Genomic DNA, 13,050 nt, shown 5'->3' with positions numbered 1-13,050 from the left:
AGCCTGTCTTCAGAGGTCATTGAACGTCGAAGGGAAGCTCTATCCTGGTCAGGAAAGTGTCGTCATAGGCGTCCGCACAATCTATCTTCGTGGACAGTCCCATATAGGTGTTCACGAGGTCGACCGATCCGCACATCTTTTCCTTGTCGATGGCTCCGATACCCTTTTCCTTGAAGGTCCGGGTCTTCATGAGTTCGAAACCGAGATCCATGTTTTCGCGCAGCGCCACGACATCGATCTCGGGTACGGCCTTCTTGTAGATTTCCATCGCGCCTTCAGGATCTTTCATGACGTCCTGCCAGCCCTTGTACGCAGCCTCCAGAAAACCGCGAAGCGCCTCGGGCCTGTCCTTGATGGTGGCTTCGCTGGTCATTATCGACATGGCGTAGAGCTGGAAATTGTAGTCGGCCCAGTTCAGCGTCGCGGCATTGCCCTTGCCGACGGCCTTTTCCGCCAGCGGCAGCCCGGTCGTGTAGTCCGACACCGCATCGGCGCGCCCTTCGGCGAGCGCTACATATTTGGCCGAAGGCTCGATGTTCACCCATTTGATGACGTTGGGATCGAGGCCGTTTGCGTTGGCGAATGCCGGCCACATCAGGCGCTGGCTGTCGCCGGGAGGGGCGCCAACCGTCTTGCCGGGAAGGTCGGAGGGCTTGGTGATCGGAGCGGAGGTTTTGGAAAAGAAGTTCATCGGCGTGCGGTCGAAGATGACGCCGACAACCTTCACGGTGGTTCCTCGGCCGCGTGAGCCGATGACGACCGCTGCGTCGGCAAGGCCGGCATCGGCCCGGCCGGTATCGACCTTGGCGATGGAATCGCCGGAGCCCTTGGAGTTCTCGATCACCACGTCGAGGCCCTTCTCGGCGAAGTAGCCCTTCTCCTTCGCCACCCAGTAGGCGGCGTGATCGCCAACCGGAAACCAGTTCAGCGCGAAGGTGAACTTTTCGTTGGCCATGGCCGGTGCTGCCGCGAGCGCGGCTACCATGGCCGTTGTGATCATCAGTGCAGTCTTCATCCCGTTCGCTCCCTTTTTTTCAGTTATCGGATGGTGACGATGATTCAGGCTCAGGCGTCGGTCCCCTCGGCCCACGGAGCCAGATAACGCGACATCAGGCCGACGACCGCGAACAGCAGCAGACCGATGATCGAGATATAGATGAGCGCGGCGAAAGCCAGCGCGGTGTTCATGCTGCTCTGGCTGGTCACGATGACATAGCCGAGCCCGGTCTGCGAGGCGACGAATTCGCCCACGATGGCGCCGACGACAGCGGACGTCGCCGTGACCTTCAGCGCCGACAGGATGTAGGGATAGGCATTCGGAATGCGAATCTTGGCGAACACCTTCCACTTCGGCGCGCTGAAGACGCGTCCGAGATCGATCATGTCATGGTCGATCTGCGAGAGCCCCACTGCCGTGTTGATGACAACCGGGAAGAAGCCGATCAGGGCGCCCATCAATATGTTGGGAAGAATGCCGTAGCCGACCCAGATCAGGAACAGCGGCGCAATGGCCACTTTGGGAAGGGTGTTGAGAAACACCAGGAACGGCATCAGCGCCCGCGAAAGCACCGGCGACCACGCAATCATCGTGCCCAGCAGAACGCCGCTCGCCGCCGCCAGCACGAAAGCGCCCACGATGGCGAGGCCGGTGGCCCATATGTGGCCCCACCAGTCAATCGAGGTGTCGAGCATGGCGTCCAGCACCGAACGCGGACTTGGAAGCAGATAGGGCTTGACCCCGCCCCAGCTTACAGCCGCCTGCCATATGGCCATGATCGCGACGAAGAGAACGACGGCGGGCACCAGTTCCAGAAATTTTCCGCGCAATTTCGCCATCGGGTCAGTCCAGCCAGCGCGGGAGATTGGCGCGGACGAAATCGTCATCCGCGAGGTCGGCGTGCAGGCGGCTGACACGGGTCAGTTCTTCCGCCTGGCCCGGCGAAAGCCCCTCCTCCGGATCGAGACACCAGATCCCCTCCAGCAGGCCCTGCCGGCGCAGGATTTCGTGGCAACCCGCAATGCAGCCGTGAAAATCGTTGACGACATCGAAGAAGGCGCTGTTGCAGTCGGTCACGCGGGAGTCGAGCGCAAGCATTTCGGCGGAAACCGCATCCTTCGCCGCTTCCGCGCGGCAGCGCTCGAAGATCTCGACCGCACCCTTCGTCCACACCGACCAGTGGCCGAGCAGCCCGCCCTTGAAGCGCAGGGTGACGGGCTGGCCGTCTCGCATCACGGTGAACGGTGTGACCAGATCGAGAATGATGTGGTCGTCATTGCCGGTATAGAGCGTGACCTTGTTCTCAGCCCCGGCACTGACGATACCGCGCACCACATCGACGGTGCGATAGCGGTTGAATGGAGCAACCTTGATCGCCACCACATTGGGGATGGCTGCAAAGCGCGCCCAGAATTCGGCCGACAGGTGCAGCCCGCCTACGGCCGGCTGCAGATAGAAGCCGATCAGCGGAATCTCGGCCGCGACCTGCTCGCAATGTGCGATCAGCGCATCCTCGCTCTGGCCCTTGAGGGCGGCAAGGCTGAGCAGACCGGCATGGTAGCCGAGAGACATGGCCGTCTTCGCCTCCCTGACCGCCTGCGCGGTGGGGCCGGCAAGGCCAGCGACCATGACCAGCGTGCGGTCGGTCCAGCTTGCGGCGGCTTCGGCGGCAAGCGACAGCACCCGGTCATAGAGCCCGACCTCGCGAATGGCGAACTGGGTGGTGTGCACACCGACCGCCAGACCACCGGAGCCCGCATCAAGGTAATAGCGCGTCAACGCCCGCTGGCGACGCTCATCGAGCTGACGATCGGCATTGAGCGCCAGGGGATGCGCGGGAATGACGGTCCCTTCGCGCAGAAGGTCCATCGCGGCCTGCCGGGCCCGAGGGGTGGCTTTCCCGGTCATGCTCAGAACGCTCCGCTCCGGGCTTCGAACTTGGTGGGCTTGTTGTAGGCGACTTCGCCGCGGGCAACCCAGTCGGCGGTCCAGTCCAGCATCGCCGTCAGCGGCACCGATGGGTAGCCGAACAGCCTGTTGGCCTGCGCGGTGTTGGTAAGCCAGGCGGTGGTTGCCTCGGAACCGAACAGGCGCGGCTCGACATCGAGACGCGACGCCAGTTCCTGGACCAGCCAACGAACCGAAAGGGTTTCCGGGCCCGAAACGTTGATTGGACTGGTGACATCCGTGCAATGGGCAAGGCAGCGCAGCGCCTGCGCGTTGGCATCGCCCTGCCAGACGACATTGACATGCCCCATCAGGGACAGGTCGAGCTGGGTGCCGGCCTTGATGCGGCTGGCGAGATCGTAGAGGACACCGTAGCGCAGATCGATGGCATAGTTCAGCCGGAACAGCCTGCCGGGCGTGCCGTGGACGCGCGAAAAATGCTCGAACATCCGCTCGCGGCCGAGGCAGGACATGGCATATTCGCCCCGGGGCTCGGGCGGCGTCGTCTCCAGAGCGCCCTGCTGCAGCACATCCATCAGGGGATAGATGTTACCGGTCGAGAAGGCGACGATGCGCGAGTCACGATAGGCATTGGCAACCAGCGCCGGCGCATGGGTGTTCATCGCCCAGGTCAGCGCCTGATTGCCCGAAGCGCCGAACTTCATGCCGGCCATGAAGATCACATTGCGCACCTTGGGGAGCGCCTCGACCTGAGCTTCATCCAGAAGGTCGGCCTTGATGGTCTCGACGTCCCAGGATTCAAGCTGCGCCCGCAGCTCCGGCTCGCTGAACCGGGCAACGCCGATCACCCGCTTTTCGGGCGCGGCACGCTTTGCCATGCGCGCAAGCGTCGGGCCCATCTTGCCGGCAACGCCGAGGATGACGATGTCGCCGTCCACCGAGGCCAGATCCCGCACGAGAGCGGGTGTAGGCCGGGTCATGTACTCTTCGAGTTCATCCACGGAACCGAAGCGTTCGGGCAGCGCGGCGGCGGCCAGACCGGAATCATTGGCGACTGTCTGATGCAAGATCGGCTCCCTCATGTTCTTTCTTGCCGATGACACTAGCCGCAGCGAAAAAGGAATTCAACTATTTGGTTGAATTTATGCCGGATTTTTTACCCGGGATTATTTTGCATACTTATCAATGACTTGAACTTGGAAAGCGCGTTCCGGACCGAGGCTATGGATGGCCACAGATGCGGCTCCATGGTTACGCAGCCCGTGTAGTCATCCTCCTCCAGCGCCCTCACCTGCCCGGCCCAGTCGACATCCCCGTCGGCCAGCAACTCCCACGAATTGTCGGCGTGAACGCGGGCATCCTTGAAATGGACGCCGCGGACGAGATGGCGGCAGGCGGCATAACCGTCCGGCCACGGTATATCTCCGTCGATCAGCGCGTTGGCGGGGTCCCAGTTGAGACCGATCGGGGCGCCGGTGGCCGCGATCAGAGCCGCCGAAAGCGCCCCCGTATTGGCCCAGTGGCTCTCCTCATTCTCGATGATCAGCGACACATTCGCGCTCTGCGCCAGTTCGGCCGCATGGGCGAGCAAGTCCGCAACCCGCCCGGGTGCTGGTCCTGAAGGCTGCCCGCCGCGATGAAAACTGAAGGCGATCAGGTGCCGCGCCCCGGCGGCCACGGCGAATTCCAGCGATTCCGGCAGAAGTCTTTCGACATGGTCGCGCAGCAATGCTTCGGCGCCGGCCCATGCGTCGTGAAACTCGCGGTCCATCCACGCAAGATTGGAACTTTGCGCGGATTCCGGCGGCAGGGGAATCTTGAAGAGCCCGGGAGATATGGCGCTGATGCGTACGTCGAATTCGCGGATCGCCCGCAACAGCCGCCGCCTCTGCGACGGGCTCAGGCGCGGCACGCGGGCATCGTGCATGCCGCGCAGTTCGAAATGGCCTACGCCCCATTCAAGGCCAAGCTCGAAAGCGGTCTCGGGCGAATCCGACAATTCGTCGGTAACGATGGCGGGAATCATGATCAGTGGGCCTCCGGCTGTGGCCCTGAGGTTAGACCGCTGCCGGGAACGATTTCAACTATTTGGTTGATTTTGGGATCGGTGACAGACAAGCTGTCCGGCGCTGTCACGTTGTCGGCATCTGGATGGGGTGGGATTTGTGGCTCTGTTGTCAGTTGCCGATGAGCGGGTGTCGGTTCGCCCGTATGGCCGTGCAGATGACCTAGACAGGCCCTGCCTCGCCCACTATCAAACGCGCTGAAGGTGAGCAGGGATACCAGTTCAGCCTGCCAAGGAGGCGGGCCCACAGGGGCCCGGGAAGGGCGGATCGCCTGGCGAAGGCCGGAGCAGGTCCGGCAGATCAACAGAGCTGGCAACACGGACCGTGAATGGCGAAAACTCAAACCCGCGCCGCTCATAAGGCGGGAAACGCCCGCGACATAATTCTGGCCGCTGCACGCGTGGAATTCGCCGAAAAGGGCTTCAACGGCGCGCGCGTCGACAGCATTGCCGCACGCTCCGGTCTCAACAAGCAGCTCGTCTATTATTATTTCGGCAGCAAGGACGACCTCTACCGGGTCACGCTCGAGGAAGCCTATTCAGAGATACGCCTGCGTGAAAAGGACCTGGACCTGCGGTCGCTGCCACCGCAGGACGCCATCGTGCGGCTCATCGATTTCTCGCTCAGCTATCTGGCGCAGCATCGGGAGTTCATCCGCATGCTGGCTGACGAGAACGCCCTTGGTGGCCCCCACGTCCGGGAATCGGAGGCCTTTCAGCGCACCAATTCGCCGCTGATCGAGATGATCGGGGCGACCCTGCGTGAAGGCGAGGCACAAGGCGTTTTCCGCAAGGGCATCGATCCGCTCAACCTCTACATCTCGATTGCCGGCATGACATTTTTCTACTTCGCCAACGGCATCACCATGTCTGCCATTTTCGGGCGCGATCTTTCCACACCCGAGGCATTGGCCGTCTATCGCGATCATATTGTCGCGCTGACGCTGGCGGGCCTGCGCCCCTGATACCGGTGGCTTGATCGGCCGCCACGCTCAAGGCTGCGGCGACTGTGTGTGGGCGCAAGACCGACTCCTTCTCGACACCTCAGCCCGCTCCGGCACAATATGCGCACGCAGGCAATCCGATGAGTCGCTTCAGCTGAGCCCGGCCGGAAGATTAGTTCACGATGAACCTTGATCGCAAAACTGCCGTCAACGTCGGACTTCCCGTTTTCGCCCTGCTTGTGCCGCTCGCAGCCTCCTTTGGTGAATTTCCAATGGAGGATACCAGTTTGCCATTCAGGATGACGCTCATAGCAATGGCCATCGGCCTCCTCGTCGCAACGGTCTTCGTCGTCCTGCGCCATGCCGAGACCGTCGCGCACTATGCCGGCGAACCATACGGCACCCTTGTTCTAACGCTGTCAGTAACCACAATCGAGGCATCCTTGATCGTCTCGATGATGCTTCATGGCGCAAACAATCCCACGCTCGCCCGGGAGTCCGTTTTCTCCACTGTGATGATCGTTTGTGCCGGCGTGGTCGGCGTCTGTATCACGCTTGGCGGTTGGCGCCATCGCCATCAGGATCTCAAAAGGCAAGGGACGAGCGCCTTTCTGGCTATGCTGATCGCCTTGACCGGCTTTACTCTCGTCTTGCCGAATTTCACGCTCGCCAGCGACCCAGGCACTTTCTCCCCCACGCAAATGGAATTTGTCAGCATCCTTTCGATTCTCTTGTACGGCAGCTTTGTGCTGGCACAGATGAAGCGCCATCGAGAAGATTTCGTGGAGGATCTGGATCACTCGACAGCAGAACGGCCGCTTGCTCATGGCAAAGGCGCGGCGGTCGGCTCTGCCCTTCTTGTGATAGGTCTTGTCGGGATAGTCCTGCTGGCGGAAGAGGCAGCCGCCGGCCTGGAAGATGGCCTCGTGAGCCTTGGCATCGAGCAGTCGGACGCGGTAGTCGGCGCGTTCATCGCCACACTCGTCTTGATGCCGGAATCGGTTGCTGCCATCAAGGCGGCGCTCCGGAACGAATTGCAGCGCAGCCTAAATATTGCCCTGGGCTCAGCCTGCGCAACCATCGGCTTGACCATTCCTGTTGTCGCCGCCGCAGGTCTTCTGACGGGGCGTTCGTTGACACTCGGTTTGAGTTCGGGAGATACGGTTTTGCTTGTGGTTGCACTGGGCACCAGCATCGTCAGCTTCGGAACCGGACGAACGACGGTGCTGACCGGTCTCGTGCATCTGGTGGTGTTCTTTGCCTATCTGCTTCTCATCGTAGCACCTTGAAGCCGGCGAGGCTGTCGGCGATGACCTTGCAGCCTTCATACCGGCGAGATGCTGGATGGCACCGGAGATGTCGCAGGCGATATAGAGAGCGGGCGCCACCGCCTGCCGGTCTGGCCGACCTGCCAGTCCGCTCTCGGGAACATAGAAGGTCGTCTTCGACGGCCGAAATGACGGCGCAAAGCTGACTTCGGGAGCTTTGATCCATCACCAACGGCCAAACACCGCACGGAGGCGTGGGGCAACCAAGAACAGCTGGATTGCGAGCCGGCATGGGCGTATTATCCGCCTCTGAATTTTTTGGAGGGACAGCCATGAATGCCGTACCTCAATGGCGTCTAGCAGGCGACTGGTTCGATATCTGCAGTTGCGACATCCCTTGCCCATGCGAGTTCGCACAGCGGCCAACTGGCAATCACTGCCAAGGCGTGCTCGCCTGGCACGTGCACGAGGGCCAATATGGCGACGTGAAGCTGGACGGCTTGACGCTGGTGGCACTCGGCGAGTTCGAAGGCAATCTCTGGGCCGGCGAAGCCAAGGCCGTAATGGGTATGTATATCGACGAGAAGGCGGACGAGCGGCAGCGCGAAGCCCTGCAGACGATCTTCGGCGGCCAGGCCGGCGGCTGGCCGGCGGGCTTTGCGGCCAATATCGGCGAGATGCGTGGCATGGAGTTTGTGCCGATCAGTTTTGAGGTGGCGGACGACCTTGCCACCTGGCGCGTCGAAATTCCTGACCGCGTCGTTGGGCATGCTGAAGCACTTTCCGGTCCAACCACACCGCCCGGCAAGCGGGTCCAGACGATCAACCCGCCGGGCTCAGAGGTTGGCCCGGGCCAGGTTGCCACCTGGGGGCGCTCAGTAGAAGTAAGCACCAAAGGCTTCGGGCTCGACTGGACAGGAACAGCCCGCTCCAGCAAGCACATTCCGTTCGACTGGAGCGGGCCGAACTAGGGTAGCGAGCCGTTGCCTGATGTGCTCCCTAAGAAATGGCGGCATTTCACTCGGGATCTCCGGGGCATGCCGCTGGGCCTCCTTGGAGCACTGGCTGCGCTAACAGCGGCGGCATGGGCGCTCACCATCTACCAAACGATCAGCATGGACATGCCCATGGGCATCACCGTGCGGGGCGGGATGGTGGGTATGGATGGGATGACTGGCATGGCCATGGCCGGAATCGCCGCCAATGGCTGGTCCGTTACAAGCGCCGTCGCCTTTCTCACCGTGTGGACTGTGATGATGGCGGCCATGATGCTGCCAGCTGCCACGCCGATGATCTTCATGTTCGCGACGGCACAGGCGAGACGCGCGCAACACGTTGCCATCCCGACATGGATCTTCGTTGCGGGCTACATCCTTGTCTGGGCGGCGGCAGGCCTTCTGGTGTACGTCGTGGTCCAGCTAGGCAGCGAGGTGGCCGCGAGCCTTGATCCGCCTCAGCGGTCGAAATGGGCGCCGCTCGCGCTTGGGGCCACGCTTGGCATCGCCGGGCTTTACCAATTCACGAGGCTCAAGCACATTTGCCTGAGCCATTGCCGTTCGCCGCTCGCGTTCGTTGCACGGCATTGGCGCGACGGCCGGATTGGCGCGCTTGAGATGGGGCTGCGCCATGGCGTCTATTGCCTTGGATGCTGCTGGGCGCTGTTTACCGTGCTGGTTGCGGCCGGCGTCATGAGCGTCGCCTGGATGCTGCTTCTGACGTTGGTCGTCTTTGTCGAGAAGCTACTGCCGCACGGCCGCTGGTTCGAAAGTGCCTTGGGCATTGCGCTCGTTGGGCTCGGGATCATCGTGTCCCTCGGGGCGATCGAGATGCCCTGGATAAGCAATTAGGGGCACCCCTTAACGGTCGGAACCGTGGGGCGGGGAACCAGGAAGCGCCGATCCCGCTACAGGTGGTTCCTTCTGCCCCATGCTGGCCGGACATGATCCTGCTGTATGTCGCGAACGCCGCAGATACCCAGCAGCGCCATGTCCTGGAGCAGTTCTTTCTCGAGAATTTCGATCGCCCTGGCCACGCCGGACTCTCCAGCCACCGCTGCCGCGTAGAGGAACGGCCGGCCGACGAATACGAACCGGGCGCCGAGCGCGAGCGCCTTCAGGATGTCCGTGCCGCGCCGGATGCCGCCGTCGAGCATCACCGACGTCTTGTCTCCGACGCGTGCGACGATGTCGGGCAAGGCATGGAGCGGAGCGGTTGCGCCGTCGAGCTGCCGGCCGCCGTGATTGGAAACGATGATGCCGTCGGCGCCGGTTGCCACGGCGCGGTCGGCATCGTCTTCATGCAGGATGCCCTTGACGATCAGCCTGCCGGGGAACCGTTTCCTGATCCGCTCGAGATGTGTCCAGTCGAGGTGATCGCGCTTGCCGAAATCGCGCGTCACGGTTGACGAAACGATCGGGGCGCCGCGCGTCGCGTAGGAGTTCTCGAAGTGCGGGATGCCATGCCTGGCGATCGTCCTGAGGAACGTGCCGGCGGTCCAGCTGGGGTGCGACAGGCCTTGCCAGAGAAGAGCGAGGCTCGGCCTGAGCGGCGTCGAGAAGCCAGCCCGGATGTTGTTCTCGCGGTTTGGCAGCGTCGCGGTATCGACGGTCAGGAGCAGCGTCCTGAAACCGGCGGCGATGACCCGGTCGACAAGCGCATCGATCCGCTCGGGCTCACCCGGCAGATAGGCCTGGAACCAGCTGCGCGGAGCGATGCTTGCCACCTCTTCGAGCCGGATCAGCGACGAGCCGCTCATGATCATCGGAATGCCGGCTTCCTCGGCAGCCTTCGCCAGCACGATATCGCCCCGGTAGGCCATCAAGGCGCTGATGCCCATGGGGGCTATGCCGAACGGTGCGGCATAGGTTTCGCCGAACAGCTCCGTCGCGGCCGTGCGTGCGGAGACGTCACGGAGGACGCGCGGCTTGAACACATAGTCCTGGAACGACCCGGCATTGAGCCGGAGCGAGGCGTTGGTCTCGGCTGCTCCGGCGATATAGCCGAACAGGGGTCCCGGCAGGTGCCGTCGCGCCAGGGGTTCGAAATCGTCGAGCGACAGCACCTTGCGCAACCGGCGATCCATGGAAGATGTCATCCCCTGCCCTCAAGCAATTCCAGGAAAAGTGTGTAACGGTTTTCCGTCCGGAATTGCGAAAAAACAAAGGATTGGAGCGTTTCCGTTAAAAAACGGAAACGCTCCAATCCTCGCTGACCTCAAAAGGATGCCGAACAGGATGACCAGCGCGACATCGAAGCCGCGATTGTCCACGCCGGGCTCTCCCTATCAGACTAGTCCTCCCTATCGGAATAGAGCGTATCGGATCAGGCGGCAGGGACGCGCTCGAAATCCCTGTCGAGCGGCCAGAGCGGGCGCGGGGCGCGGCTGTAGCGACGCCGCTCCGCCCGTGGCGTTGCCAGCGCACCCGCATCGCAGACGATGACCTTGCCGGCGATCGGCTCGAAGGCCGCACGGAAATGCTGCATCGATTTCAGCGCCAGCACCTTGCGCGCCGTCGGTTCGATCCCGAAGGCGCGCAACTGCTGGAGGTCGACCATCTGCTGCGCCTCCGAGACGACCAGCACTTCGATCCCGTCGACATCGATGACGGCGGTCGGCCCGAAACTATGGGCAAGCCCGCCCTGGATCGGCCCATCGCCGACATAGGCTCCATCCGAAAGCTTGCGCAGCACGCCTGTCACCGTCAGCGGGCCGCCGCCGAAATCCGGATCGCCTTTGCCGCCGATCGTGACCGTCACGGTCTCGCCCTGCCTGCTGCGGTGCAACTCCCGCGCCGCCTGCGGATCGACCATCGGCGCGAACACGGCGCCTCTCACGCCCGCATCGAGCAAACCCTTGAGCAGCGCCGTCGCGTCGCCATAGGCGCCTGCGCCGGGGTTGTCGGCATAGTCGGCGATGACGAGCGGTCTGTCGCCGCGCCAGGAGAGCGCCTCGGCCGCCGCTTCATCCACCTCGATGAAGACGTTGCGCTTCTTCGTGCGCCCCTGCCAGATCCTGTCCGCCAGGTCCTCCGTCACCTGCCTGGCGGCATCCTCGGCGCCGGGATCGCGGCTGTCATAGGTCGCAAGCACGGTGGCACCGACACAGGAGACATCTGCTCCCGTGAAACCGGCGTTGACCGAGACCGCAAGCAGCCCTCCGGTCTCGGCATCGCGGGCCCGCTCATAAAGTGCGCGCGTCTCGGGAATGTCGGTGCGGCCGGAATTCGCCTCGTCCAGCATCGGCACATGCACCCTGATGGTCCGCGGCGCGATTTCGCCTTTCATCGCGCGGTCGAGGATGCGGGCGGCATGGGCGCCGGTTTCACGCATGTCCACATGCGGATAGGTCTTGTAGGAAACGAAGATCTGCGCATGGCGGACCATGTCCTCCGACACCATCGCATGCAGGTCGAGCGTCACGGCGATGGGAATATCCCCGCCCAGTTCGGCCCGCAGGAGACCCAGGAGATACCCTTCCCCGTCGTCGCAGAAGTCGGGCACCATCGACCCGTGAAGACCGAGGAGGACACCGTCGAGCCGGTTCGAGCGCGCGGCCTCCAGGATGGTGCCGGCGATGTGATCGTAGGCCGCCTTCGTCACCTGCCCGCCGGGCACGGCGTGGGCCGAGATCGCGTGGACGACATTCCAGCCGGCAGGTTCGGCGACATCCATGAAACCGGCGAGTTCGGTGTTGGCGTTGCGCCGGGCGCGGATCGCCTCGTCGCCATGGAACAGCGTATCCACCTGGAATTGCGGTAGGCCGGTCTGGTAGCGCGAGAACGTGTTGCTCTCGTGCATGAATTCGCAGGTGAGGACGGTGAAGGTCATCGAAACTTTCTATGGAATGCTCTGATGTGCGAGGCGGACACGGTGGCTCCGTCCGATCTCGACAAGCTTGCTGGGTTCGGGTTCTTCGTCGGGATCTGGACGGCGCGATATGTCGGGCGAAAAGCGCGCCGCATCGGGCACAGGGGCAGCATCCGGCAGGCCGCGTGCGCCCGCCAGGATCGCGTCGGGGTCGGGAACCGAACCGATCAGGCGGCGCGTATAGGGGTGCGTCGGGCGGCTGAAGATCGAGTGCCAGTCACCCTCCTCGACGATGCGGCCGAAATACATCACGGCGACCCGGTCGCTGACATGTTCGACCACGCTGAGATCATGGGAGATCATGATGTAGCTCAGGCCGAGCGTCTCCTGCAGGTCCATCAGGAGGTTGATGATCTGCGCCTGGATGGACACGTCCAGCGCCGACACCGGCTCGTCCAGCACCAGGATCTTCGGATCCAGCATCAGGGCGCGGGCGATGCCGATGCGCTGACGCTGTCCGCCCGAGAACTCATGCGGATAACGGTCGGCGTGATCCGGCGTCAGGCCGACGCGGGTCAGCATCTCGGCGACGCGGTGACTGGCCTCGCTGCCTTTGGCGATGCCATGCAGGGAAAGCTGCGAGGACAGCATGCGGCCGATGGTCTGGCGCGGATTGAGCGACGCATAGGGGTCCTGGAAGACCATCTGGGCGATGCGCGCGCGATCCTTGCGGGCGGGAGCGCCGGGACCCGTCAACGGCTTGCCCTGGAACAGGATCTCTCCCGCGGTTGGCTCCTGCAGCCCCATCACGGTCAGCGCCGTGGTGGATTTCCCGCAGCCGGATTCCCCGACGATGGACAGGCACTCTTTTTCGTTCAGGGTCAGGTTCACGCCCTGCACGGCGCGCAGCTTGCGCCTTGGCGCGAAAAGCGACTGGCGCGGCAGCGGGAAGTGGACGTCGAGGTCGCGGATCTCCAGCAGGGGGCGGGTCATGCGCTCGCCTCCAGACGGAGGCCGCGCGGCGTCGTCAGCGTCGGCGCGTCGCGCCCGCGTTCTTCCCTC

12 protein-coding genes and 1 pseudogene are annotated in these 13,050 nt (G+C 63.1%); 4 read left to right on the top strand and 9 right to left on the bottom strand.

What is annotated here, in order from left to right:
• Nucleotides 1-16: 16 nt before the first annotated feature.
• The 5 genes from AO692_RS17060 to AO692_RS17040 form a co-directional block, all read right to left on the bottom strand.
• The gene (locus AO692_RS17060) at nucleotides 17-1,015 is read right to left on the bottom strand and encodes an ABC transporter substrate-binding protein (protein ID WP_244483387.1); all 999 of its coding nucleotides are present in this window, start codon (nucleotides 1,013-1,015) and stop codon (nucleotides 17-19) included.
• A gap of 50 nt (nucleotides 1,016-1,065) precedes the next feature.
• Complete coding sequence (locus AO692_RS17055; RefSeq protein ID WP_054311255.1) at nucleotides 1,066-1,836, bottom strand: ABC transporter permease; 771 nt, start codon at nucleotides 1,834-1,836, stop codon at nucleotides 1,066-1,068.
• A gap of 4 nt (nucleotides 1,837-1,840) precedes the next feature.
• Nucleotides 1,841-2,905 (bottom strand): dihydrodipicolinate synthase family protein, encoded by a 1,065-nt coding sequence (locus tag AO692_RS17050; protein WP_244483386.1) that lies wholly within the window; start codon nucleotides 2,903-2,905, stop codon nucleotides 1,841-1,843.
• Between the two features lie 2 nt (nucleotides 2,906-2,907).
• Nucleotides 2,908-3,972: an NAD(P)-dependent oxidoreductase gene (locus AO692_RS17045; RefSeq protein WP_244483385.1), complete on the bottom strand. Its 1,065-nt coding sequence runs from the start codon at nucleotides 3,970-3,972 to the stop codon at nucleotides 2,908-2,910.
• A gap of 89 nt (nucleotides 3,973-4,061) precedes the next feature.
• The gene (locus tag AO692_RS17040; protein ID WP_054311252.1) at nucleotides 4,062-4,931 is read right to left on the bottom strand and encodes a sugar phosphate isomerase/epimerase family protein; all 870 of its coding nucleotides are present in this window, start codon (nucleotides 4,929-4,931) and stop codon (nucleotides 4,062-4,064) included.
• 368 nt (nucleotides 4,932-5,299) lie between these two features.
• On the opposite strand from AO692_RS17040, the gene AO692_RS17035 reads away from it, so the two are divergent.
• Both AO692_RS17035 and AO692_RS17030 read left to right on the top strand, forming a co-directional pair.
• On the top strand, nucleotides 5,300-5,935 hold the full coding sequence (locus tag AO692_RS17035) for a TetR/AcrR family transcriptional regulator (protein WP_054311251.1): 636 nt from the start codon (nucleotides 5,300-5,302) through the stop codon (nucleotides 5,933-5,935).
• 161 nt (nucleotides 5,936-6,096) lie between these two features.
• Nucleotides 6,097-7,203 (top strand): ionic transporter, encoded by a 1,107-nt coding sequence (locus AO692_RS17030; protein WP_054311250.1) that lies wholly within the window; start codon nucleotides 6,097-6,099, stop codon nucleotides 7,201-7,203.
• 33 nt (nucleotides 7,204-7,236) lie between these two features.
• Here AO692_RS17030 and AO692_RS32820 read toward each other — a convergent pair.
• Nucleotides 7,237-7,331: pseudogene (locus AO692_RS32820) on the bottom strand (FAD-binding protein); the annotation flags it as partial.
• Nucleotides 7,332-7,514: 183 nt separating this feature from the next.
• On the opposite strand from AO692_RS32820, the gene AO692_RS17025 reads away from it, so the two are divergent.
• Nucleotides 7,515-8,153: a DUF1326 domain-containing protein gene (locus AO692_RS17025; RefSeq protein ID WP_054311249.1), complete on the top strand. Its 639-nt coding sequence runs from the start codon at nucleotides 7,515-7,517 to the stop codon at nucleotides 8,151-8,153.
• A 66-nt stretch (nucleotides 8,154-8,219) separates the two neighbouring features.
• Nucleotides 8,220-9,029, top strand: coding sequence for a DUF2182 domain-containing protein (locus tag AO692_RS17020; RefSeq protein WP_054311248.1), 810 nt, complete (start codon nucleotides 8,220-8,222; stop codon nucleotides 9,027-9,029).
• Between the two features lie 56 nt (nucleotides 9,030-9,085).
• On the opposite strand, the gene AO692_RS17015 is transcribed toward AO692_RS17020, so the two are convergent.
• The 3 genes from AO692_RS17015 to AO692_RS17005 form a co-directional block, all read right to left on the bottom strand.
• The gene (locus AO692_RS17015) at nucleotides 9,086-10,276 is read right to left on the bottom strand and encodes an alpha-hydroxy acid oxidase (protein WP_054311247.1); all 1,191 of its coding nucleotides are present in this window, start codon (nucleotides 10,274-10,276) and stop codon (nucleotides 9,086-9,088) included.
• A gap of 227 nt (nucleotides 10,277-10,503) precedes the next feature.
• Nucleotides 10,504-12,009: a M81 family metallopeptidase gene (locus AO692_RS17010; RefSeq protein ID WP_054311246.1), complete on the bottom strand. Its 1,506-nt coding sequence runs from the start codon at nucleotides 12,007-12,009 to the stop codon at nucleotides 10,504-10,506.
• 9 nt (nucleotides 12,010-12,018) lie between these two features.
• Complete coding sequence (locus tag AO692_RS17005; protein ID WP_054311245.1) at nucleotides 12,019-12,981, bottom strand: ATP-binding cassette domain-containing protein; 963 nt, start codon at nucleotides 12,979-12,981, stop codon at nucleotides 12,019-12,021.
• Between the last annotated feature and the right edge of the window lie 69 nt (nucleotides 12,982-13,050).

The organism is Mesorhizobium sp. 1M-11 (genome assembly GCF_001303895.1).
Taxonomy (GTDB): Bacteria; Pseudomonadota; Alphaproteobacteria; order Rhizobiales; family Rhizobiaceae; genus Mesorhizobium.
Note: the sequence above shows the minus strand (reverse complement) of the source record. Positions and strands in the feature narration are given on the sequence as shown.

What these genes read in the sequence shown, in the direction of transcription:
- AO692_RS17010 (WP_054311246.1), bottom strand. Translation starts at nt 12,009, where the DNA reads ATGACCTTCACCGTCCTCACCTGCGAATTCATGCACGAGAGCAACACG.
- AO692_RS17050 (WP_244483386.1), bottom strand. Translation starts at nt 2,905, where the DNA reads ATGACCGGGAAAGCCACCCCTCGGGCCCGGCAGGCCGCGATGGACCTT.
- AO692_RS17040 (WP_054311252.1), bottom strand. Translation starts at nt 4,931, where the DNA reads ATGATTCCCGCCATCGTTACCGACGAATTGTCGGATTCGCCCGAGACC.
- AO692_RS17005 (WP_054311245.1), bottom strand. Translation starts at nt 12,981, where the DNA reads ATGACCCGCCCCCTGCTGGAGATCCGCGACCTCGACGTCCACTTCCCG.
- AO692_RS17030 (WP_054311250.1), top strand. Translation starts at nt 6,097, where the DNA reads ATGAACCTTGATCGCAAAACTGCCGTCAACGTCGGACTTCCCGTTTTC.
- AO692_RS17025 (WP_054311249.1), top strand. Translation starts at nt 7,515, where the DNA reads ATGAATGCCGTACCTCAATGGCGTCTAGCAGGCGACTGGTTCGATATC.
- AO692_RS17035 (WP_054311251.1), top strand. Translation starts at nt 5,300, where the DNA reads ATGGCGAAAACTCAAACCCGCGCCGCTCATAAGGCGGGAAACGCCCGC.
- AO692_RS17015 (WP_054311247.1), bottom strand. Translation starts at nt 10,276, where the DNA reads ATGACATCTTCCATGGATCGCCGGTTGCGCAAGGTGCTGTCGCTCGAC.
- AO692_RS17060 (WP_244483387.1), bottom strand. Translation starts at nt 1,015, where the DNA reads ATGAAGACTGCACTGATGATCACAACGGCCATGGTAGCCGCGCTCGCG.
- AO692_RS17020 (WP_054311248.1), top strand. Translation starts at nt 8,220, where the DNA reads ATGCCGCTGGGCCTCCTTGGAGCACTGGCTGCGCTAACAGCGGCGGCA.
- AO692_RS17055 (WP_054311255.1), bottom strand. Translation starts at nt 1,836, where the DNA reads ATGGCGAAATTGCGCGGAAAATTTCTGGAACTGGTGCCCGCCGTCGTT.